Consider the following 21,319-nt stretch of genomic DNA (forward strand, 5'->3'; position numbering starts at 1 on the left):
CCTGGCCACCGCCCGCGCCGGGTACGGTCGTTGCGGCAGGACGGGTGACGGCGGCGAAGGGGCGGGAACGTGGACGCGCAGCAGTGGGACACGGTGCGGCGGCTGGCGGCGTGGCTGGCCGACGGCAGTACTCAACCCGCGGAGATGCAGCGGGTGTTGCAGTGCCTGAAGGTCAGCGAGGAGGCCGGGGAGGTGGCCGAGGCGGTGATCGGCGTGCTCGGCCAGAATCCGCGCAAGGGCTTCTCGCACACCTGGGACGACGTCGCGGGCGAGCTGTGCGACGTGATGATCACCGCGATGGTCGCGCTGGTCCGGGTGCACCCGGATCCGGCCGCCGCGTTCGACGCGCACCTGGCCGAGGTCGCGGCCCGGGCGCTGCCCGCACCGGGGGCCGACGCCGCCGCGCAATGACGGCCGGGGGGCTCCGTCAGCGGTGCCCGACGACGAACAGCAGGCCCACGAAGCCGGCGAACAGGTGGGTCCCCACGATGTAGATCAATGCGCGGATCATCATCTGCTTGCGACGCGCCTTCTCATCGCGCACGCCGTCGCTGGTCACACCCGTTCTCCTGTCGTCCTGGGCTCTGCTGCGGTCGTTCGGTCGTTTCGAACCCTTGCAGGGTAGCTCGGCGGGGGCCCGTGGCGGAGATCACGGGGCACTTGGGGCCACCTACGGTGGCGTAGGTCACTTCACACAGTGAACTATCTCCTCCATGGCCGACTACCAGGAGACCCCCGACCTCAATTCGTACGCCGCCCTCGGTGACAGTTTCACCGAGGGCCTGAACGATCCCGGCCCCGACGGGCAGTTCGCCGGCTGGGCCGACCGGCTCGCCGGGATGCTGGCCGGACGGCGGCCGGAGTCCGACTTCCGGTACGCCAACCTGGCCGTGCGCGGCCGTCTGCTGGACCAGATCGTCGCCGAGCAGGTCCCGAAGGTCCGCCAACTCCAGCCCGAACTCGTGACGTTGTGCGCGGGCGGCAACGACATCCTGCGCCCGGGCAGCGACCCGGACCTGATCGCCGAGCACTTCGAGTCGGCCGTCCTGGAGCTGCGCGAGAACGCCGGACGGGTGCTGATCTGCACCGGCTTCGACACCCGCAACGTGCCCGTGCTGCGCCACCTGCGCGGCAAGGTCGCCACGTACAACTCCCACCTGTGGGCGATCGCCGACCGCAACGGTCTGGCCGTCGCGGACCTGTGGTCGCTGCGCGCGGTGCACGACCGCCGGGCCTGGTCGGACGACCGGCTGCACCTGTCGCCGGAGGGCCACCAGCGGGTGGCGCTGCTGGCGGCGCGCGCCCTGGGCCTCACCGCGGTCGACGACCCGGAGGCCGCCTGGCCGCCCGCGCCGGCCACCACTCCGGCGGACCAGCGCCGGGAGAACCTCCAGTGGGCCCGCACCTACCTGCTGCCGTGGGTGGGGCGCCGACTGCGCGGCGAGTCGTCCGGCGACCACGTCGAGGCGAAGCGCCCGGAGCTGCTCCCGCTCTGACCCGACACGCGGAGCCAGGCCCGAGACACCGGCGCCGGACCGGAGTACCGGACCCGGACCGGAGTGCCGGACCCAGACCGCGATGCGGGGCCCGGACCGATTTGCGGGGCCCGACGCGCCGCCGGGTCCGAAATGCGCCTGGACACCACTGCGGGCCGCCCCGCCCCCACGCGGAATGCGGCCCGCAGCCCCCAGGTGAGAACCCTGCCTCGCCCTACTCGACGATCAGCTCCACCGGAACGTTCCCGCTGATCGCCTTGGAGTACGGGCAGACCTGGTGGGCCTGCTTGACCAGGAGCTCGCCGGGCTCGCCGACCAGCGCCTCCGGCAGTTCCACCCGGATGACGACGGCCAGGCCGAGACCGGTGTCGTCCTTGCCGATGGTGACCTCGGCGGTGACGGAGACGTCCGAGACGTCGATCTTCGACTGGCGGGCGACCAGGCCGAGCGCGCCGGAGAAGCAGGCCGCGTACCCGGCGGCGAACAGCTGCTCGGGGTTGGTGCCCACGCCGTCGCCGCCCAGCGACGGCGGCATCGACAGCTTGAGGTCGAGCTTGCCGTCCGAGGTGACGGAGCGACCGTCGCGGCCGTTCGAGGTGGCAACGGCGGTGTAGAGCGGTTCCATGTCGAGCTCTCCTGTGTCCTGATCCCAGGTCCTTGACGGACCGGTTCCCGGTGTCCGGCGGTCTGGTCCGCCGGCGCCGTCCCCGGCCTGCCCTGCTCCAGAAGTAAAGCACGCGATTCAATTGCGCACAACTCAATCGCCCACAACTCGGCCGCTTGCTACCCTTGAACCATGACCAGGCACGACGAGAACCGAACTCCCGCGGGGCCCACCGAGGTTGACGCGATGCTGGACGACCTCGCGGCCGCAGGCGCCGACCTGCGCTCCGACCTGCTCCTGCTCGACCAGCAGCTCTGCTTCTCGCTGAACGCCGCCACCCGCGCGTTCGGCAGCGTCTACCGGACGGCGCTGAAGGACCTGGGCCTGACCTACCCTCAGTACCTCGTGATGCTGGTGCTCTGGGAGCACGGCGAACTCCCCGTCAAGCGGCTCGGCGAGCGCCTGCGGCTGGACTCCGGCACGCTCTCCCCGCTGCTCAAGCGGCTGGAGGCGACCGGGCTGGTGGCGCGCGAGCGCAGCCCGCAGGACGAGCGGTCGGTGATCGTCTCGCTCACCCCGGCCGGCCGCGACCTGCGCGACCCCGCCCGCGCCGTCCCCCGCCACATCGGCGCCGCGGCCGGACTCTCCCTCGCCGAGCTGCGCACCCTGCGCGAACTGCTCACCCGCCTGACCGCGAACCTGGACGCGGCCGAGGCCTGAGGCAACGAACCCGGCCGGAGCCCCGAGCAGCGAACCGGGTCGAAGCCCGAGCGACCGACGCGGCCGGAGCCCGAGCGGCGGACGCGGCCGGGGCCCGGACGCAGTACACGCCCGGGCCCCGTTCGCCGCAGTGACCTACCGGTGCCGCAGGTACGCCGCCGCCGTCGCGCGCAGCCGCTCGTGCAGGCCGTCGTACGCGCGGGCCCGGCCGAGGACGGACTTCGGCAGCTTGGCGACCATCGTGTAGTTGGTGTCGCAGACGTTCGCGGCCGGCGCCAGGCCTGCCTGGCTGACCAGCTGGTAGGCGTCGAGCTGGTCCAGGCCGAGGAGTTCGCCGGTCCAGCCGACCAGGTCGTGCTGGCTGATCCGGAACGCGTCCTCCAGCGGGCGGGCGGAGCCGGTGCTGATCAGGTAGTCGTCGTTCTCCAGGCGGGGCCAGGCCGGTCCGCCGCCCTTGACCAGGTCGACGATGACGGTGGTGCGCATCGCGGCCTCGACAGCGGTGCCGCACACCTCGCCCTCGCCCTGGCGGGCGTGGCCGTCGCCGATGGCCAGCAGGCCGCCGTCGACGTTGACGCCGAAGTAGGCGGTGGTGCCGGCCCGCATCTCGGGGGTGTCGAGGTTGCCGCCGTGCGCGCCGGGCGTGATCGAGGCCAGCACCTCGCCGGCGGCGGGGGCGACGCCGACGGTGCCGTGCATCGGGTCCAGCGGCAGGGCGACCGTGAAGTCGCCGCCCCGGGCGCGGAAGTGGCACAGGCCGGCGGCGACGTCGAGGTCGTAGATCCAGACCCGTTCCTCCAACGCGGGGTGCAGCATCGCGGTCTGGTGGGTGGCGGTGAGTGCGCCGAAGTGCGGGAAGGTGCTGGAGATGCCGTGGTCGCGGGCGGGGGTGATCTCGACGAAGTGCACGGCGAGGACGTCCCCGGGCTCGGCGCCGGCGACGGCGATCGGGCCGGTCACGGGGTTGAGGTAGGGGAAGACGCAGACCTGGCTGGGCAGGTCGCCGATGCCGCGGACCTTGCCGCCGAAACAGTCCTCGGTGGTCAGTTCGACGATGCTGCCGGGTTGAACGGTCGTCAGCGGGGCGCGTCCGCCGAAGGTGTAGGCCCAGTCCTCCGGTGCGGGGGTGAGCTGGACGATCTCGGGCAGTGTCACTTCTCGGTCTCCTCGGGGGTCGGGTCGGCGACAGCCAGTCGGGGCTTGCGGCCGGTCAGCATCAGGCCGGTCAGCACGATCCCGCCGATCAACAGCCAGACGAAGCCCAGCCGTTGGGCCGCGATGTTGGCGTTGACGACCACGTAGCCGAGGATCGCGAAGCCGAGCACCGGGGCGATCAGGTGGCGCCAGTAGTCCTTGCTGCGGTTGCGGATCAGGAAGTGGACGACGACGGCGACGTGCAGCACCAGGAAGGTGGTCAGCGCGCCGAAGTTGACCAGGGTGCTGAGCAGGGTGATGCCGTCGGTGCGCGAGGCCATGTACAGGCCGAGCACCAGCGAGATGCCGGCGGTCAGCAGGGTGGCGTTGACGGGCACCCGGCGGGTGGGGTGGATCTTGGCGAGGAAGCGGGGCAGTTGGCGGTCGCGGGCCATCGCGAACAGCAGCCGGGAGGTGGCGGCCTGCGCGACCAGGGAGTTGGCGAAGCCCCAGGCGACGGCGGTGGACGCGGCGGTCAGGGTGGCCAGCCAGCCGCCGGCGGCGGTGCGGGCGGCGTCGTAGAAGGCGGTGCCGTTCGGGTCGCCGTCGCGGATCAGCGCGTCCGGGTCGGCGACCAGCAGCGACGCCACCCAGGTCTGCACGATGAACAGTGTGCCCGCGAGCAGCAGCGCGGCGACCATCGACCGGCCGATCGCCTTGGTGGAGTCGCGGTTCTCCTCCGAGAGGGTGGAGATGCCGTCGAAGCCGAGGAAGCTGAGCACGGCGATCGAGACCGCGCCGAAGGCCAACGGCCACGAGAAGGTGTCCGAGTTGTACAGCGGCGTGAAGTCGAAGCCGCGGCCCTTGCCGTTGGCGAGCGCGATCACGCCGACCACCAGGAACACGGCGAGCACGACGAGTTCGCCGATCAGCACGGCCTTGTTGACCTTGGCGGTGGTCTCGATGCCCAGGTAGTTGACGACGGTGTTGAGCAGCACGAAGCCGATCAGCCACAGCCAGACCGGGACGGCCGGCACCAGCGAGTTCATCGCGACGCCGGCGATCAGGTAGAGCAGGCCGGGCACCAGCACGTAGTCCAGCAGGATCATCCAGCCGGACAGGAAGCCGACGGGTGCGCCGATGCCGCGTCCGGCGTAGGTGTAGACCGAGCCGGCCATCGGGAACGCCCGGGACATCTGGGCGTACGACAGGGCGGTGAACATCATCGCCACCATGCCGAGTACGTAGGCCAGGGCGACCATGCCGCCGGAGCCCTGGAAGACGCCGCCGAAGATGCCGAAGGGGGCGATCGGCACCATGAAGACCAGCCCGTAGACGAGCAGGTCGGTGAAGGTCAGGGACCGGCGGAGCTCCTGTTGGTAGCCGTAGTTCTCGATGCTCCGGGGCGCGGGTGTGTCGGCCATGGTGCTCTCTCTCCGTGACGACCCTGCGGATGTGTGGGGGATGCGTGGGGGAGACTGTAGAGGCAAGTATTTCCATATGGAAGGGTTTTGCGGCTGCGTTCTGCCGGTCGAGACGGCGGACGCCCGTCGGTACTCGCAGGTCAGCGCGCGGGAAGCGGCGGCAGGACGGCGAAACCGAGACCCTCGGCCCGGGCCAGGTGCACGGTGCGCGGCTCTCCGCGCAGCAACCGCCCGGCCGCCCGGGCCAGGCCGTGCGGCTCCAGCGCGTGACGGTCGGCGAGTGCCGCGAGCAGCTGCAGGCCGTCGTAGAGGCCGACCGCGTAGGCGTCCAGGACGGGCGCCCACGGCCCGCACAGTGCCCGGTGCCGCTCGCCCAGCAGCTGCCGGGGCTCCTCGGCCAGGGTGGCGAAGGACGGCATGGCGGCGTACAGCGTCCCGGTGTCGTCGCCGCCGAGCGCGAGCAGGCCGTTCTCCTCCAACGCGCCGGACAGCCGCACCAGTCGCCGGTCGAGTCCGCTGCGGCGCAGCGCGCGGTTGAAGTGGACCAGGTCGCGGCCGATCAGGCTGAGCAGCAGGGCGTCGGCGCGGGCGGTGCGCAGCTCGTCGAGCAGTGGTTCGACGGCCGGCTGGACGGCGCCGAACGGGATGCGGCGCTCCAGGACGATCCGGGCTCCGGCCCGGGTGGCGAGGGCGGCGGCGGCGCGGTGGACGGAGCGCGGCCAGATGTAGTCGTTGCCGATCAGCGCCCAGCGCCGGAGCTGGTGACGCTGCGTCAGTTCGTCGACCGCGAGGCCGAGTTGGCCGGACGGGTCGGTGCCGGTGCAGAGGACGCCGGGGCGGCGGGTGCCGCCTTCGTGGGGTGGGGTGTAGATGTAGGCGATGCGTCCGGCGGCGACGGTCTCGACGGCGCGGTGGACGTCGCTGGTGTGGCAGCCTGCGAGCGCGTCCAGGGCGCCGGCGTCGAGCAGGCGGCGAACTTCGGCGGCCACGGGGCGGGGTGCGCCGCCGCCGTCGACCAGGACGAGGTCGAGGGGGCGGCCGTGGATGCCGCCGCGGGTGTTGATCTCGTGCGCGGCGAGCAGTGCGCCGTCGAGTGCGGAGGGGCCGGTCAGGCCGAGCGGACCGGACTGCGGGACGACGAGGCCGACGCGGAACGCGCCGCCCTCCCTCGGGAGGTGCAGCGCGTCGAGCGGGTCGACCAGCCTGGCATCCAGCGTCACCAGTGCGAGTATGGTCGGGATGTCGGCCCCGGGAAAGCCCGCGAGGCTCGGGGGGACCGCGGAACGGGAGGGTCGGATGGCCATCGAGGGTGCGGCTGCCGCGCACGGAACCGTCGCGCCGGGGCCGGCGGGCTCGCCGCCGTTGTTGGTGGAGCTGGTGGCGCTCGCGCATCGTCGGCTCACGTCCGGTCTGGCGGCGGCGCTCGCGGAGGAGGACTGCACGGTCGACCAGTGGCGGGTGCTGCGGGCGCTGGCGGACGGCGAGGGCCGGTCGATGGGCGAGTTGGCGCAGGCGCTGCTGATTCCGCAGGCGAGCCTGAGCCGCCTGGTGGACGCCCTCGCGGATGCGGGGCTGGTCTACCGTCGCCAGGACGACCGGGACCGCCGTCGGATCACCGCCCACCTGTCCCGCCAGGGCGGCTCCCGCCTGTCGCGGCTCGACGCGCTCGCCGCCGCCCACGACCGCGCCGTCCGCGCCGCCTGCGGCCTCCCCGACCCCGCCGGCCCGCTCGCCCGCCTCGCAGCCCTCTGAGCGCCCTCGCGGGCCGCCTACTCAACTCCCAGCGGCCTCACGCCAGTTGAGCCTCCACGTGATCCAACGCGACCGCGTCCTCGCCCGCGCCCCTCCCCCTCCCCTCTCCACTCGACCGCCCCCCTCCGCCCCAGCTCCACCCCCACACACACCGAAAAGCCCCCCGCCTCACGCCAGTTGCGCCTCCACGTGATCCAACGCGACCCGCACCGCCCCCAGCGCGACGGCGTCCTCGCCCACGCCCCTCCCTCTCCCCTCCCACTCGACCGCCCCCCTCCACCTCAGCTCCACCCCCACACACCGAAAAGCCCCCCACCTCACGCCAGTTGCGCCTCCACGTGATCCAGCGCGACCCGCACCGCCCCCAACGCGACCGCGTCCTCGCCGAGCGTCGAGGAGGCGACCCGGGGCGGCATCGGGCAGAGGGTGTCGAGGGCGTGCTGCACGGGTTCCCGGACGAGGTCGTCGGCGCGGGAGAATCCGCCGCCGACGACGACGAGTTCGGGGTCGAAGGCGAGGGCGACGGTCGCCGCGCCGAGGGTGATGGCGCCGAGGAAGCGGCGGATCCGGTCGGCCGCGTTCGCATCTCCCGCTCGTGCGGCGGCGATGAGCGCGGCGACGGCCTGTTCGGAGGATTCCGCGTCGGGGTCGTCGACCAGGTGGCCGGGGGCGGCGTTCCAGCCGATCTCGGGGAGCGCCCCGATCTCGCCGAGCGAGCCGTTGTGGCCGCGCTGCAGGACGCCGCCGTTGAGGACGCCGACGCCCATCCGCATGCCCGCGAGCAGGTAGACGACGTCGTCGACGTGGCGGGCGACGCCGAGCCAGCGTTCGGCGACGGCGGCGAGGCGGCAGTCGTTCTCGACCAGGACGGGGCAGGCGAAGGTGCGGCCGAGTGAGCGGGCCAGGTGCAGGCCGGTCCATTCGGGCAAGGCGGAGCTGAGTTTGATCCGGCCTTCGCGGTCGACGATGCCGGTGGTGCCGGCGGTGACGGCCCACAGCCGGTCGGGGGTGAGGTCGGCGGCGGTGAGCGCGGCGCGGGCCGCGGTGCGGGCCGCGGCCAGCCGGGCCTTGCGCGGCTGGGCGGGGTCGACCTCGATGCGGCGGGTGGTCAGCACGGTGCCGTCGAGGTCGGCGAGGACGGCGAGGACCTTGTACTTGCCGATGTCGAGTCCGAGGACGTGTCCGGCGCCGGGCCGGAAGCGGTAGTTGCGGGCGGGGCGGCCCATCCGGCGCTCACCGGGGTCGGGGGCGAGTTCGCCGACCAGGCCGAGCGCGGCGAGCCGGTCGAGGGCGACTTCGACGGTGGGGCGGGACAGGCCGGTCGCGGCGGCGGCCTCGGCGACCGTGACGGCCGGTGCGGCGGCCGCGCGCACCGCGGCGAGCACCTGGGCCGCGCTGGCGGTCAGCACCGGCATGCGGGGGGCGGGTGGGTCCGCCGGCTCCCCGGTGTCGCCGCCTGCCGAAGTCGTCGCACGTCCCGCGGTCATCTACCGCCTGCCTTTCGTAAGTCGCCGGTGCGGACCGGCGGTTGCCGGACCCGGGAGCGGCCGGTCCGTCGACGATCCTTCCGCGCCGAAGTCTTGACGGTGGCCGGTTTCGCTCCCCATGATTCCACAAGTCACTTACATAAGTGGCCTGGGAAAGTCATCCTCGCACGGCTCGGGCGCGCAGTGTGCCGTCCGGCCGGAATTCGCCGACTGCTGGGAAATCGGGGTGTGTTGTGCCGGACAGACAGGTGACGCTGGCCGTCGTCGGAGCGGGCCTGCGGGGCGGGGTGTACGCCCGCAGCGCGCACCACGGCGGCCGCGGCCGGATCGTCGCGGTCGCCGAGCCGGACCCGGAGCGCCGGGCGGCGTTCGCCGCCGAGTACGGCGTCCCCGACGACGCGGTGTTCGCCGACTGGCGCGAACTCGCGGCCCGGCCCCGCCTCGCCGACGCGGCGGTGGTGGCCACCCAGGACAACCAGCACACCGAGCCGGTGGAGGCGTTGGCGCAGGCGGGCTACCACCTGCTGCTGGAGAAACCGATGGCCACCACCGAGGAGGACTGCCTGCGCATCGTGCGGGCCGCCGAGAAGGCCGGCGTGCTGCTCGCGGTCTGCCACGTGCTGCGCTACACCACCTACACCCGCACCATCAAGGAGATGATCGACTCCGGCCGGATCGGCGAGGTCGTCTCCATCCAGCACCTGGAGCCGGTCGGCTGGTGGCACCAGGCGCACTCCTTCGTCCGCGGCAACTGGCGGCGCGAGGACGAGTCCTCGCCAATGCTGCTGGCCAAGTCCTCGCACGACGTGGACTGGCTGCTGTACCTGATGGGCCGTCCGCCCGAGCGGGTGTCCTCGTTCGGCGGCCTGGTGCACTTCAACGAGCGCAACCGCCCGGCCGCCGCCGCCGACAACTGCCTGGACTGCCCGGTCGAACCCAGCTGCCCGTACTCGGCGCCGCGGCTGTACCTCGGCTGCCTGGGCGATCCCGACAAGGAGTACTGGCCGCTCGGCGCCGTCACCACCGACCGCACCCCGGAGGGGATCCGCCGGGCGCTGCGCACCGGCCCCTACGGGCGCTGCGTGTACGCCTGCGACAACGACGTGGTGGACACCCAGGTGGTGGACTTCGACTTCGGCGACGGGCGCACCGCCTCGTTCACGATGTCCGCGTTCACGCCGCTGGACTTCCGCAAGACCCGGATCTTCGGCACCCGCGGCTACGTCGAGGGCGACGGCGTGCGGCTTTCGGTGCACGATTTCACCACCGCCACCTGGGAGTTCATCGACGCCACCGACGTCCCCGGCGCGGACGCCTCGGCGGCGGCCGGGCACGGCGGCGCCGACGACCGGCTGTTCGAGGCGTTCGTCGAGGCCGTCGCCACCGGCGCCGGTGACCGGATCCGCTCCAGCGGCCGGGACAGCCTGGCCGCGCACCGCACCGTGTGGGCCGCCGAACAGGCCCGCCGCACCGGCACCGTCGTCACGCTCGCCCCGGCCGACGACGCCCTCCCCGTCCGCTGAGCCTCCCCACCCCGGCCGACGACGTCCCCGCCCCGGCCGACGACACCCCCGAACCTCCCTGCTCCCCCGCTGCCACGCCCCCTCGATGGAGAAATGCCATGCCCCGTACCCCCTCCCCGGCCACCGCGGCCGCGCTCGCCGCCTCGCTGGCGGCCGTGCTGCTGGTGTCCTCCTGCGGTGTCAAGAACTCCGGCGACGCGCAGCGCGCCGGGGGCGGTTCGGCCGCCGATCTGGTGACCGCCGCGAAGGCGCAGGGCCAGGTCGACTACTGGTCGACCTGGGGCGAGAAGGAGCCGCAGGCCGCGATCTTCAAGGCGGCGGCGGACGACTTCACCGCGCAGACCGGCATCAAGGTGAACATCAAGTACCTGGGCCGGTCCGGCACCACGACGATGCCGCAGGCGATCGCCTCGGGCAGCGGGCCGGACATGTTCGACAGCGGCACCGACCACATCGCGGCGTTCGCGGGCCAGCACATGACGCAGCCGATCGACGCGGTGCTGAAGCTGCCGGTCCCGGGCGAGGACGGCAAGTCGCTGGCGGACGTGCTGCCGCCCAACGTGCTGAAGTCGGCCACCGACAAGGACGGCAAGTTGGCGTTCGTCCCGCACACGCTGATCTCCACCGCGATCTGGTACGACGCGGCCCGGACCCCGGCGCTGGCGGCGAACCGGCCGGCCACCTGGACGGAGTTCCTGGCGCTGCTCCAGCAGCAGAAGGCGGCCGGCGCCACGCCGATCGCCCAGGACGGCCTGGTGAACTTCTACAACGCCTACTGGTTCTACGAGTTGATGATGCGGTTCGCCGGTCCGGGTTCGCTCTCGGCACTGGGCACGGACGCCTCGGCGTGGGACCGGCCGGAGGTGCTGAAGGCGGCGCAGGCCGTGGCGGAGCTGAAGCCGTACTTCCAGGACGGCTACATGGGCACCAAGTACCCTGCGGCGCAGAACGATTGGGCGCAGGGCAAGGCGGCGCTGAACCTGAACGGCACCTGGCTGCCGTCGGAGACGAAGCCGCAGGCGCCGACCGACGCGAAGCCGAGCAGCTTCACCTTCCCGATGGTGGACGGCGGGCACTCGACGGTCGAAGTCGGTTCGCTGGGCTGGTCGGTGAGCGCGAAGGCGAAGCACGCGGAGGCCGCGGAGCTGTTCCTCAGCTACCTGCTGCGCTCCCAGGTGATCGCGAAGATCGGCACCGACGCGCTGAACATCCCGTCCCGGGCGGACGCGGCGGCGCCGGACGCGCTGAAGGCGGCGCAGGAGTCGATCCTGAAGGCGACCGAGACCAACACCACGTACGACGGCGCCACGGCCAACGACAAGTGGTGGAACAACGTGTTCCTGCCGCTGGACGACCAGTTGCTGGCCGGCACGCTGTCCCCGGCGGACTTCGTCGCGCAGGGCAAGAAGAAGACCGCGGACGCGCTCGCCAATGGCTGACACGACGACGACCCGCGGCACGTCCCGCCCGGCCCGGCCCGCGCTGCGCACCGCGGGCCGGGCCCGGCCGGGGGCCACCTCGCAGCGCGACTCGAAGGGGTACTTCCGGCTGTTCACCTGGCCGGCGCTGCTGATGTACACGCTCGGTTTCCTCGGCCCGTCGATGTACGGCGTGGTGATCTCGTTCGCCAAGTGGTCGGGTCCGGGTTCGCCGGTCACCTGGGTGGGTTGGCGCAACTACGTGCGGGTGTTCCGGGACGACACGGTGCGGCAGGCGTTCTGGAACACGGCGGTGATCGTACTGGTGGGCGGTGCGGCGGTGTTCGCGCTGGCGTTCCTCGCGATGGCGGTGCTGCGCGACATGCGCGGGCGGGCGTTCGTGCGGGCGGCGCTGTACCTGCCGTCGATCATCTCGATGATCGCGGTCGGCACCTCGCTGGGCTTCCTGCTGAACCCGGACGGCGTGGTCAACCGCCTGCTGGGCCTGCTCGGCCTGGAGTCGCTGCAGCAGACCTGGCTGGATCCGCAGCACATCTTCGGCTGCATCGTGGTCGGCGTGGTGTGGATGGGGTCGGGTTTCTACATCGTGCTGCTGATGACGGCGGTCGACGCGATCCCCAAGCACCTCTACGAGGAAGCCCAGTTGACGGGGCTGACCCGGATGCAGCAGTTCCGCTGGATCACCCTGCCGCTGTCCCGCGACATGATCGCGATCGCGGCGGTGCTGTGGACGGCGAACAGTCTGCGCACCTTCGACATCGTGATCGGCTTCGTCGGCACGGCCGGCACGCCGTCCGTCAACTCCCGTACCTACGCCGTGCAGCAGTGGCTGTCGGCCGGGCACACCACCGGCGGCGGGGCGCCCGAGCTGGGCTACGCCTCGGCGATGGCGACGCTGCTGACGGTGCTGACCGTGGCGCTGGTGGTGCTGGTGCGCCGGCTGGGCCGCAGCGAACGACTGGAGATCTCGTGAAGACCCAACTGCGCGCTGTCAGACGGTTCTTCGGCGACCTGGCGGTGCCCGGCGCCGTCAAGGTCCTGCTGTGGGCGGTGGCCGCCTTCAACGTGCTGCTGCTGGCCTGGACGTTCCTGTCCTCGGCGCGCACCTCGCGCGCGCTGTGGTCCTCGCCGCTCGGCGTGGACGGGCTGGACCTGAGCGGCTACGCCCGGGCCTGGCACGCCGCGGACTTCGCCGGCATGCTGCTCAACACCGTTGTGGTGGTGGGTGTTTCACTCGTCGGCATCCTGCTGGTCGCGACCCCGGCGGCGTACATGCTGGCCCGCTCCGCGCGCCGCTCGGCCGGGCCGACGCTGACCTACTTCGCGGCGGGTCTGGCGCTGCCGGTGCAGGCGGTGCTGATCCCCTACCAGACGCTGGCCTCGTCGGTCAGCCAGTTCATGGTGGACTGGGTGACCGGCTGGTGGGACGACCGGATCTCGCTGGTGGTGGTGGACGTGGCGATGTCGCTGCCGTTCACGGTGTTCGTGCTGACCGGCTACTTCCGGTCGCTGCCAGCCGAGTTGGAGGAGGCGGCGGCCCTCGACGGGGCCGGCCCGGTGCGCACCTTCTGGACCGTCATGGTGCCGGTGGCCCGGCCGGGCCTGACCACGGTGACGGTGCTGAACGCGATCGGCCTGTGGAACGAGTTCCTGCTGGTGTCGGTGATGGTGCACGACCCGGCGAAGTTCACCCTGCCGGCCGCCCTGAACCAGCTCAGCAGCACCATGCAGTACACCTCCGACTGGGGCGGCCTGTTTGCGGGCGTCACCATCCTGGTCGCGCCGATGGTCGCGCTGTTCTTCTGGTGCGGTCGGCGGATCATGGACGGGATGACCCTCGGCACGACCAAGTAGCCGCCCCCGCAGCCGGGTTCGGCCCGGCTGTTCGCACGGCCCCCGTGAACCCCACGTCAGGAGAGGGCAGCACGTGACCCCGACATTCGTTCCCGCACGCCTGAGCGGCCTGAGCGGCCTGAGCGCGCTCACCCTGGCCGCCGCGGCGCTCACCACGTTCGCGGCCCCGGCGGCGCACGCTGCCGGCGCCACCTACTACGTGTCCGCCTCGGCGGGCAGCGACACCAACAGCGGCACCTCGCCCGACGCGCCGTGGAAGTCGCTGGCGCAGGTCGGCAGGCAGACCTTCCAGCCCGGCGACACCGTCGCCTTCCGGTCCGGCGACACCTGGACGGGGCAACTCGCCCCGCACGGCTCCGGCACGGCGGCCGCGCCGATCACCTTCACCTCGTACGGCACGGGCGCCCGCCCGAAGCTGGACGGGCAGGGCGCGGTGGCGTCCGTGGTGCTGCTGGCCAATCAGCACGACGTCACGGTGAGCAACTTCGAGATCTCCAACTCGGCCGGAACGATCACGAGTTCGACGCCGTACCGGATCGGCGTCAACGTCTTCGCGCAGGACGTGGGGGCGGTGCCGGGGATCCGGATCACCGACAACTACGTGCACGACGTCGACGCGCCGCCGAACAGCTCCAACCCGGGCTCGGGCGGCATCATCTACACGGTGCGCGGCTCGGCCACGCCCACCTACTTCACCGGGCTGACGGTGCGGAACAACGAGGTGGCGAACATCGCCTCGTACGGCATCTCGGGCTGGTCGACCTGGATGCAGCGCGACGGCTGGACGTCGCTGTGGCCGTTCCTGGGCGCACCCACCACCGAGTACCGGCCGTTCACGCCCAGCACCGGCACCGTGATCAGCAACAACTACGTGCACGGCATCGCCGCGGGCGGCATCGCGCCGCTGGTGGTGCGCGACACCATGGTGGACCACAACACGGTCGCGGACACCGCGCAGGCGCACGGCAACGTGGCCATCTGGTGGGCGGACGCGGACAACACCACCGTCCAGTTCAACGAGATCTCCGGCACCAAGTACAACGGCCCGCAGATGGACGGCGACGCGCTCGACGCGGACGAGGACAGCCGCGGCAGCCTGGTGCAGTACAACTACTCGCACGACAACGGCGGCGGGTTCTTCATCTCGGTCTCCGGCGACTCGGCGCCCGCCACGGCGGTCGTCCGGTACAACGTCAGCCAGAACGACCGCAACGAGATCTTCACCTTCTCCACCAACACCACCTCGGTGCAGGTCTACAACAACACGGTGTGGGTGTCGCCGAACAGCGGCGCCGCGATGACCGCGCTGACGGCCGTCTACCACAACGCGGCGGGCGTGACGATGGCGAACAACATCATCCACAATGCGGCGAACCTCCCGTACAACACCGGCAGCGCGATCACCTACGACCGCAACTGGTACGACGGCGGCCCCGTCCCGGCGACCGACCGGGCCGCGCTCACCGGCAACCCCGGCCTGACCGCGCCCGGCGCCGCCACCTCGATCGCCGACCTGGCCGGCTACCGGCCCACCGCGACGTCGCCGATCCTCCAGCAGGGCCTGGAAGTTCCGAACGACGGCGGCCGCGACGCGGTCGGCGCCGCCCTGCCGCAGGGCATGCCCGACCTCGGCGCGCTCCAGCGCACCGCCGGCACCGGCCTCACCGAGGCCGCGCCGACCATGACCAGCTCGTACGCCACCGGCCAGGGAACGCTCGCGGCCGTCGCGGACGGCTCGGACGCCAGCAGCTGGGCCTCGCCGTCCAGCGGCGTCGCCATGGGCGGCAACCTGACCCTCGCCTACCCGAACCCGCGCACCGTCTCCCAGGTCGAACTGGCCACCCACTTCGGGACCGGCCAGGGCATCACCCGCTTCGACGTGCAGTACTGGAACGGCTCCGCCTGGGTCACCGCCCTCGCCGACGCCACCGTGGCCTGGTCGTCCAACTCCGCGGCCGTGGAACGCCGTTCGGTGACGCTGCCCACGCCGGTGACGACCGGCCAGCTGCGGCTGGTGGTCCGCGCGGCGAACCTCCAGTGGGGCAACTTCGCCGTCAACGAGATCGGCACCCGCTGACCCCCGGCCCGGGGGCCGCGCCGGCCCCCGGGCCACCCCTCCCCCACCTCAGGAGCACCCGTGCCCGCGTTGCCGCACCTGGTCCCCCGCCCCGCGTCGATGACGGTGACCGGCCCGGGCGGCTGGCACCTCACCCCGACCACCCCGCTGCGCCTCGAACCCGGCCTGGAACCCGTCGCCGAACTGCTCCGCGAACTCCTCGACCAGCCACTGCCCCGCGCCACGGCCGACACGCCCGGTGCGCTGACGCTGCGCACCGAGCCCGCCCTCGCCCCGGAGGCGTACCGCATCGAGGTGACGCCCGCCGGCGCGACCGTCACCGCCGCCGGGCCCGGCGGCCACCGGCTCGCCGCCCAGACGCTGCGTCAACTCCTGGACGAGGGACGGCCCGACGGGCGCGGCGGCGTCTCGGTGCCGTGCGTGGACATCGCCGACGCGCCCCGGTTCGGCTGGCGCGGGCTCCTGATCGACGTCGCCCGGCACTTCTTCCCGATCGAGTTCCTGCACAAGCTGGTCGACCTGGCCGCGCTGCACCGCCTCAACGTGCTGCACCTGCACCTGACGGACGACCAGGGCTGGCGGATGGAGATCGAGAAGTACCCGCGCCTGACCGAGGTCGGCGCCTGGCGCGCGGAGACCCTGGTCGGCCGCTACACCTTCCAGGACGACCCGGACGCGGTCTTCGACGGAACGCCGCACGGCGGCTACTACACTAAGGCCGAACTGCGCGCCCTGGTCGCCCACGCGGCCTCCCGCGGCATCACCGTCGTCCCGGAGATCGACCTGCCCGGGCACATGCGGGCCGCGATCGCCGCCTACCCGGAACTCGGCAACGACCTGGAACCGGCCCGCCCCGTCTGCACCACCTGGGGCATCACCGAGCAGATCCTCAACGTCGAGGAGTCCACCCTCCAGTTCTGCCGGGACGTCCTCACCGAGGTGCTGGAGGTCTTCCCCGGCCCCTACGTCCACCTCGGCGGCGACGAGGTGCCCAAGCGCGAGTGGCGGCAGTCGCCCCGGGTGCAGCAGCGGATGCGCGAACTCGGCCTGCCCTCCGAATCCGCGCTCGCCGCGTGGTTCACCCGGCAGCTCGCCGAGTTCCTCACCGCCCGCGGCCGCCGCCCGATCGGCTGGGACGAACTGCTGGAGGACGGGCTGCCCGCCGGGACCACGCTGATGTCCTGGCGCGACGAGGAGGGCGGCGCGCAGGCCGCCCGGCTCGGCCACGACGTGGTGATGACGCCGCACCAGCTGCTCTACTTCACCGTCTACCAGGCCGACCCGGACCGCGTCGAACAGCCGCTCGCGGTCGCCGAGGTGCTCACCACCGCCGACGTGTACGCCTACCGCCCCGTCCCACCCGGCCTTCCGCCCAACGCCGCCGCCCACATCCTGGGCGCCCAGGGCTGCCTGTGGACCGAACTGATGCCCACCACCCGCCAGGTCGAGTACATGGCCTTCCCCCGCCTCTGCGCCCTCGCCGAAGTCCTCTGGGGCACCGCCAGCGACTACCCCGAGTTCGCCTTCCGCCTCACCAAACACCTCCGCCGCCTCACCCGCCTGAACGTCACCCCCGGCCCCCTCCCACCCACCCGGGCCCAGTAGGCCGTGTCGATGAAGCCGCAGGAGCCGGCGGCGAAGGCAGGCGAGGGCGACCATCGGTGGCGGCGGACGGCTCGTCCGTCGTAGCGGGTGGCCGGGGCCGGTGCTGCTTGAGTCGACCGAAGCAGCGCTCGACCACGTTGCGACGTCAGTGGACGTCCTTGTCAAGGCGGCATCGAGTCTCGCCGCGACGGATGCGTCCGTTGATCCGGTCGATCCGTTCGGGGATCGTCGCGGCGATGCCGCGCCTGCGAGCGTGGACCCGGATCGTGCGGGCCGAGCAGCCCTTGTCCGCGAGCACGCGGTCGCGCCGGAGCCGGGGCCTGCCCGGACCCGGCCGGGCGACCGCCACGCGACCGGCCGAGCGCCTCGCGGCCCCACCGGGCTGCGGTCGATGCTCATCGCCACAGTCCCTCCACTCGCCGTCACCTCGATCCCACCGGGCCGTTCGACTGCATCTCGCTCTCGGGCTGGTAGTGCCCGCTCTCCAGCCCTCACCTGTCCGGGCGGCGCCCAGGCAGGCCGCGAACAGCCGCCAGTCGTCGATCTCGTCGACGGTCGCGCCGTACTGGACAGCCGCCTCATGCACGCAGTCGCCGAGGCCGGCCAGAAGCGATCGAGCATCTCCTGAGGACGAGGCAGAATGATCGTCATGACGGCTTGAAGAGCGCCGGCCGGACGCAAGTCCTGGCGCGGAGGCGAAACCGGCTGGTGCGTTCGTGACGGTGAACGCTCGGTCTGCACGGTGTGCCGGGAGCCAGTCCGCTCCTACCAGTACCGCGTGCATCCGCCTGAGTCCTCCAGGTTCGAGCGATGCATCGGGTTCAACTGGTGCTCGGGGTGCCGGATCTATTCGGGCAACCTGGTCTACGTCCACCGCAAGCGGGTCTTGCTCGACGCCCTTGCGTCGCTGTCGGCCGATGACCGCGAACGGTTGCTGCACAAGGAGGCCGCGCTGATCGACTATCTCGACAGCCGAGACCTCGATCACCGCTGAGCCGAGCATCATGCTGAGCCCTCGGCCGTATCGAGTTCGAACGATAGGCGCCGTCAACAGTCTGACGAAGCATCGGGGCCATCCCGGAGTTCACGGTGGTGTCCCTGGACGGGCTGATGATGATGAACACCACGGTCCGGGGTGATGGCACCGTCAGTACCATCACCATCCGCCCTGAGCCCGATCCGCGACCGGGTCCGGGTCCGGGTCCGGGTCCGGTACGACCGGACCCGCCCGGCGATCTCGGTGCCCCTGGGCACGAGGGGATGGTCCTTCGCGCTTGACGGGGCATCCCTGCCGTCGGCGGGGCCGACCCGTCGCCGGGCTCCTGGCGGGCGGTCAGGTCTGCCTGTCAGGAGCCCGGCGACGCGGGTACGGGCCCGGCCTCACTTCATCGCGGCCTCCCGGGGGATCTCCTTGACCTCGGCGGTCGGGGCGTTCCGCTTGACCGAGTCGATGCCTTTTTCGCAGGCGCCTTTGGAGTTGTATGCCTCGCCGACCGCGATGATCTCGCCATTGCCGGCCTTCAGCCGGAACCGGAACTTGCCGGCCTTGTCCTCGTAGATCTCGAACTTCCCGGACATGACGTCTTCCTTCCTGACGTGGGTTTCTGGGCGCGTTCCCGAGGAGTTGCCCGCGAAGGCCGGTCGGCGCTGCAGGACCCTCGTCTGCGTGAGCGTCACCACTCGTCCGGCGGCCGGTTCCCGGGACGCTGAAGCAGCGCACCGGCCCGATCCCGTGCCGAGGCCGGCGTCCGCCGACGCGCGGGGCCGGCCGACGGCGCCGCACCGATCGAGGACCGTGCCGTCCTGATGCCCGACGACCCCAGGACCGTGGGCCTGAGACTGTCCGCCCACCACCCTCCCTTCGCCCACCGGGCCAGGAACGGCGTCGGTCTGATGCGGGCCGGCGCGCTGCCGGGTTCGAACGCGGGCTGCGGCACGGCCGGGGCCGCGGAGTGCCACCAGTCCTCGGCCGGGGCGGGCTGCTCGCGCAGCAGGCCGACCGCCGCCCGGACCGCCTCCTGGGCGTCGAACCCCGGGACGCAGCGGGCGCGCTGGACCAGTGCGCCCAGCCGGACGGTCGGATCCAGCGCCGTGTCGTTCCCTGTCAAGTTCTTGTGTTCAGGAACCAGTGGCGAGGTGCCGCGCATCTGCAAGCTCGGCCGCGCCTCGACGTCCACGGGGTGCCCCTGGTGATCGATCAGTTGTGGAACGATGGTGGCTGGTTCGGCTGTGGGTCTGTTGAGGTCTCGCGGTGGCCGGCCATGCCCGGCAGGATTCCCGCGCACTTTGTGCGCCCTGCCGGGCCTCTCTGGGCCTACGGCTCGGCGGAAAGACTCTCAGCCGACCGCCGCCAGTCAGCTTCGGGCGCGTTCGACGATCCCGCGCAGGCTGATCGATTTCTCGAACGGGTTGCCCATCTCGTCCTCGGCGTCGGCGTACTCGTCGAACAGCCCGGGGTTGATCTGCGCGCTGCGGACAAGGTCGTCGGTGTGCGCAAGCGGGCAGGCCCGGCAGCTCAGGCGGCGCATGCCCTGGTCGTACGCCTCGTGGTGGGCGATGCCGTTGTCCTGGTGGATATTGGTAGGCGCGGATATTGGATGTTGCGGAATGCTTCCCGGGGGTTGAGGAACATCCATGCCAGATCGTGCGCCAAGGCCGGGCCGGTCTCCGGAGGCCGTTGACCTGGGCTGATCGTGGGCTCCAACCTTCGCGGGTCGATGTTGTCGATCTTCGGAGGGCCGTTGTGGCGGTCGAGTTTCTGACGGATGAGCAGGCGTCCCGGTACGGGGCGTTCTACGGCGCCCCGGCGCGGGCGGGGATGGCCCCCAGGCCGACGAGGCGCTGCGCCGGATGCGCGACTGCTCCCCGCGCCCGCGGGGATGACCCCCCGTTCCCGGCAGCGGGTGCCGGACGTGGTCCGGCACCCGTTGCGCAGCCTGGTGGCGGTCTTCCGCCGCCCGTTGTCCGTCTTCGACGCCTGCCGGGTCGTCACCACGGCCCACCCCTGGGGCGGCGGCGAAGGCCCGGTGCCTGGGCGGCCTGCCGACGCGGGCTACCGGCACGAGGTGTACCGGGACGACCGGAGCGCCCGCCCTGACCTACGGGTCTGGGAACTCCGGTCGTCCCGGAGCCCGTGGTGGCGGCACGGCCCCGAAGCGTCCGGCCGCCGCGCGGGGGAGTGCCTGCTCGCCGGTCCGCTTCCGTGCGGTCCGACCGGCAGCCGACCGCTCACCTTCAGGGAGCAGGGAGGGTGCGTGGGTCAGCTGCGGGAAAGCCCCCTCCTCGGAAGGCGGCGGTACAGGAGGATCGCGCCTCGGGCAGCCAGGTAGCCGAAGGTGGACAGGACGAGGAGCTGGGGCAGCAGGGCGGTGGCGGCGGACGCCTGGCCGCCGAAGAGCAGGGGGTGAGCAGCGGTGGGGCCGCGAGGACGGTGGCGGCCATCACCGCGTCCCTGGGCCCGCGGGTGCTGCGGGCCGGCGCGGCTCCGGTGGCGAGCGGGGCCCAGAGGCCGAGCCCGGAGGTCGTGAGGACCTCGATCCATTCCTCCCCGCCGCCGGCGGCACCGATGGCCGAGGCCGTGACGACGACGGCGAGCCACAGCCCGGTGCCGGGGCGGCGCTCCCGGTCGGGCGGGGCGAGCAGGAGGATCAGGGTGTTGAGCGCGATCAGCCCCAACCCGCGCGGGCCGAGGCCGAGTTCGGCTGCTGCGGCTCGGTCCAGGCCGAGCAGCCCGGTGTAGGACAGCAGGCAGAACAGTGCCGCCGAAGCGGCGGCCAGCAGGGCCAGGACCCGTGCGGCGGACCAGCGGTCGGCCACCACCGCGCAGGCCGTGAGCGCGGCCGGGACGAGGAACGAGACCGCCGCCAGGAACGGGCCTCCGTCGGGGAAGCCGCTGGTGGAGGAGCCGTGGGTCTCGGGGCTGACGGCGGTTCGCACGTCGCGCACGATCGAGGCTGCCGCGTAGGTTCCGGCGAGCAGGGCGGCGATCGGCGCCGCGGTGGCGAACGCCCGGCCCGTCGGGCGGTAGGAGACCAGGCCGAGCGGGACTCGGACTCCGTGCCCGGCGACGTCGGCCACCTCGCGCAGCCCTCCGGCCGGACCGGAGAGCGATCCGGCGGGCGGCGAAGTCGGTCACCTCCGCGAGCGCGCCGGTGCCGTACGGGGACGGGTGGAGCGCGAGGGCCCGCCGGAGAAGCCAGGCGTT

21 protein-coding genes and 1 pseudogene are annotated in these 21,319 nt (G+C 72.4%); 11 read left to right on the plus strand and 11 right to left on the minus strand.

Annotated features, from left to right (window positions below):
* The first annotated feature begins 69 nt into the window (after window positions 1–69).
* Window positions 70–411: a MazG-like family protein gene (locus CG736_RS02865; protein WP_100584518.1), complete on the plus strand. Its 342-nt coding sequence runs from the start codon at window positions 70–72 to the stop codon at window positions 409–411.
* A gap of 16 nt (window positions 412–427) precedes the next feature.
* On the opposite strand, the gene CG736_RS37390 is transcribed toward CG736_RS02865, so the two are convergent.
* Complete coding sequence (locus CG736_RS37390) at window positions 428–559, minus strand: DUF6126 family protein (RefSeq protein WP_232733748.1); 132 nt, start codon at window positions 557–559, stop codon at window positions 428–430.
* 154 nt (window positions 560–713) lie between these two features.
* Here CG736_RS37390 and CG736_RS02870 point away from each other — a divergent pair, with 154 nt between their 5' ends.
* Entirely contained in the window at window positions 714–1,496 is a 783-nt protein-coding gene (locus CG736_RS02870) for an SGNH/GDSL hydrolase family protein (RefSeq protein WP_100584519.1), read from the plus strand.
* A 214-nt stretch (window positions 1,497–1,710) separates the two neighbouring features.
* Here CG736_RS02870 and CG736_RS02875 read toward each other — a convergent pair whose 3' ends face one another.
* Window positions 1,711–2,121 carry an organic hydroperoxide resistance protein gene (locus tag CG736_RS02875; protein WP_100584520.1) on the minus strand — a complete coding sequence of 137 codons (411 nt, stop codon included), beginning with the start codon at window positions 2,119–2,121 and terminating at the stop codon, window positions 1,711–1,713.
* Between the two features lie 225 nt (window positions 2,122–2,346).
* On the opposite strand from CG736_RS02875, the gene CG736_RS02880 reads away from it, so the two are divergent.
* The gene (locus CG736_RS02880) at window positions 2,347–2,820 is read left to right on the plus strand and encodes a MarR family winged helix-turn-helix transcriptional regulator (RefSeq protein ID WP_100584521.1); all 474 of its coding nucleotides are present in this window, start codon (window positions 2,347–2,349) and stop codon (window positions 2,818–2,820) included.
* 135 nt (window positions 2,821–2,955) lie between these two features.
* On the opposite strand, the gene CG736_RS02885 is transcribed toward CG736_RS02880, so the two are convergent.
* From CG736_RS02885 to CG736_RS02895, 3 genes are all read right to left on the minus strand, one after another.
* On the minus strand, window positions 2,956–3,975 hold the full coding sequence (locus tag CG736_RS02885) for an acetamidase/formamidase family protein (protein WP_100584522.1): 1,020 nt from the start codon (window positions 3,973–3,975) through the stop codon (window positions 2,956–2,958).
* A complete protein-coding gene (locus CG736_RS02890) occupies window positions 3,972–5,378 on the minus strand; it encodes an APC family permease (RefSeq protein WP_100584523.1) in 1,407 nt (468 codons plus the stop codon). Before CG736_RS02890 ends, CG736_RS02885 begins: the two co-directional genes overlap by 4 nt.
* Window positions 5,379–5,518: 140 nt before the next feature.
* Window positions 5,519–6,598 carry a substrate-binding domain-containing protein gene (locus tag CG736_RS02895; RefSeq protein WP_100585021.1) on the minus strand — a complete coding sequence of 360 codons (1,080 nt, stop codon included), beginning with the start codon at window positions 6,596–6,598 and terminating at the stop codon, window positions 5,519–5,521.
* A 76-nt stretch (window positions 6,599–6,674) separates the two neighbouring features.
* Between CG736_RS02895 and CG736_RS38515 the strand changes: the two genes are divergently transcribed.
* On the plus strand, window positions 6,675–7,130 hold the full coding sequence (locus tag CG736_RS38515) for a MarR family winged helix-turn-helix transcriptional regulator (protein WP_100584524.1): 456 nt from the start codon (window positions 6,675–6,677) through the stop codon (window positions 7,128–7,130).
* Between the two features lie 317 nt (window positions 7,131–7,447).
* Here CG736_RS38515 and CG736_RS02905 read toward each other — a convergent pair whose 3' ends face one another.
* Entirely contained in the window at window positions 7,448–8,545 is a 1,098-nt protein-coding gene (locus CG736_RS02905) for an ROK family protein (RefSeq protein WP_100584525.1), read from the minus strand.
* 305 nt (window positions 8,546–8,850) lie between these two features.
* Here CG736_RS02905 and CG736_RS02910 point away from each other — a divergent pair, with 305 nt between their 5' ends.
* From CG736_RS02910 to CG736_RS02935, 6 genes are all read left to right on the plus strand, one after another.
* Window positions 8,851–10,140 (plus strand): Gfo/Idh/MocA family protein, encoded by a 1,290-nt coding sequence (locus CG736_RS02910; protein ID WP_232733749.1) that lies wholly within the window; start codon window positions 8,851–8,853, stop codon window positions 10,138–10,140.
* Between the two features lie 98 nt (window positions 10,141–10,238).
* Complete coding sequence (locus CG736_RS02915; protein WP_100584527.1) at window positions 10,239–11,579, plus strand: ABC transporter substrate-binding protein; 1,341 nt, start codon at window positions 10,239–10,241, stop codon at window positions 11,577–11,579.
* Window positions 11,572–12,552 carry a carbohydrate ABC transporter permease gene (locus CG736_RS02920; RefSeq protein WP_100584528.1) on the plus strand — a complete coding sequence of 327 codons (981 nt, stop codon included), beginning with the start codon at window positions 11,572–11,574 and terminating at the stop codon, window positions 12,550–12,552. The genes CG736_RS02915 and CG736_RS02920 overlap by 8 nt, the downstream gene beginning before the upstream one ends.
* Window positions 12,549–13,433, plus strand: a complete 885-nt coding sequence (locus CG736_RS02925; RefSeq protein ID WP_100584529.1) for a carbohydrate ABC transporter permease — start codon at window positions 12,549–12,551, stop codon at window positions 13,431–13,433. Before CG736_RS02920 ends, CG736_RS02925 begins: the two co-directional genes overlap by 4 nt.
* Window positions 13,434–13,506: 73 nt before the next feature.
* Window positions 13,507–15,510, plus strand: a complete 2,004-nt coding sequence (locus tag CG736_RS02930; RefSeq protein ID WP_100584530.1) for a right-handed parallel beta-helix repeat-containing protein — start codon at window positions 13,507–13,509, stop codon at window positions 15,508–15,510.
* A 60-nt stretch (window positions 15,511–15,570) separates the two neighbouring features.
* On the plus strand, window positions 15,571–17,115 hold the full coding sequence (locus CG736_RS02935) for a beta-N-acetylhexosaminidase (protein ID WP_198520331.1): 1,545 nt from the start codon (window positions 15,571–15,573) through the stop codon (window positions 17,113–17,115).
* A gap of 30 nt (window positions 17,116–17,145) precedes the next feature.
* On the opposite strand, the pseudogene CG736_RS37400 reads toward CG736_RS02935, so the two are convergent.
* A pseudogene (locus tag CG736_RS37400) lies at window positions 17,146–17,467 on the minus strand (transposase); the annotation flags it as partial.
* 426 nt (window positions 17,468–17,893) lie between these two features.
* Here CG736_RS37400 and CG736_RS02940 point away from each other — a divergent pair.
* On the plus strand, window positions 17,894–18,109 hold the full coding sequence (locus CG736_RS02940; RefSeq protein WP_157815374.1) for a hypothetical protein: 216 nt from the start codon (window positions 17,894–17,896) through the stop codon (window positions 18,107–18,109).
* Between the two features lie 386 nt (window positions 18,110–18,495).
* Here the strand turns inward: CG736_RS02940 and CG736_RS02950 are convergent, their stop codons facing one another.
* The 4 genes from CG736_RS02950 to CG736_RS02960 all read right to left on the minus strand — a co-directional run bounded on the left by CG736_RS02950 (window position 18,496) and on the right by CG736_RS02960 (window position 21,192).
* Window positions 18,496–18,693 (minus strand): YegP family protein, encoded by a 198-nt coding sequence (locus CG736_RS02950; RefSeq protein ID WP_100584533.1) that lies wholly within the window; start codon window positions 18,691–18,693, stop codon window positions 18,496–18,498.
* Window positions 18,694–18,788: 95 nt separating this feature from the next.
* Complete coding sequence (locus CG736_RS02955; RefSeq protein ID WP_157815375.1) at window positions 18,789–19,223, minus strand: hypothetical protein; 435 nt, start codon at window positions 19,221–19,223, stop codon at window positions 18,789–18,791.
* A gap of 246 nt (window positions 19,224–19,469) precedes the next feature.
* On the minus strand, window positions 19,470–19,751 hold the full coding sequence (locus CG736_RS35860; protein WP_157815376.1) for a hypothetical protein: 282 nt from the start codon (window positions 19,749–19,751) through the stop codon (window positions 19,470–19,472).
* Window positions 19,752–20,349: 598 nt separating this feature from the next.
* A complete protein-coding gene (locus tag CG736_RS02960; protein ID WP_100584535.1) occupies window positions 20,350–21,192 on the minus strand; it encodes a hypothetical protein in 843 nt (280 codons plus the stop codon).
* Window positions 21,193–21,319: the final 127 nt, after the last annotated feature.

Source organism: Kitasatospora sp. CB02891, from assembly GCF_002803145.1.
GTDB lineage: Bacteria > Actinomycetota > Actinomycetes > Streptomycetales > Streptomycetaceae > Kitasatospora > Kitasatospora griseola.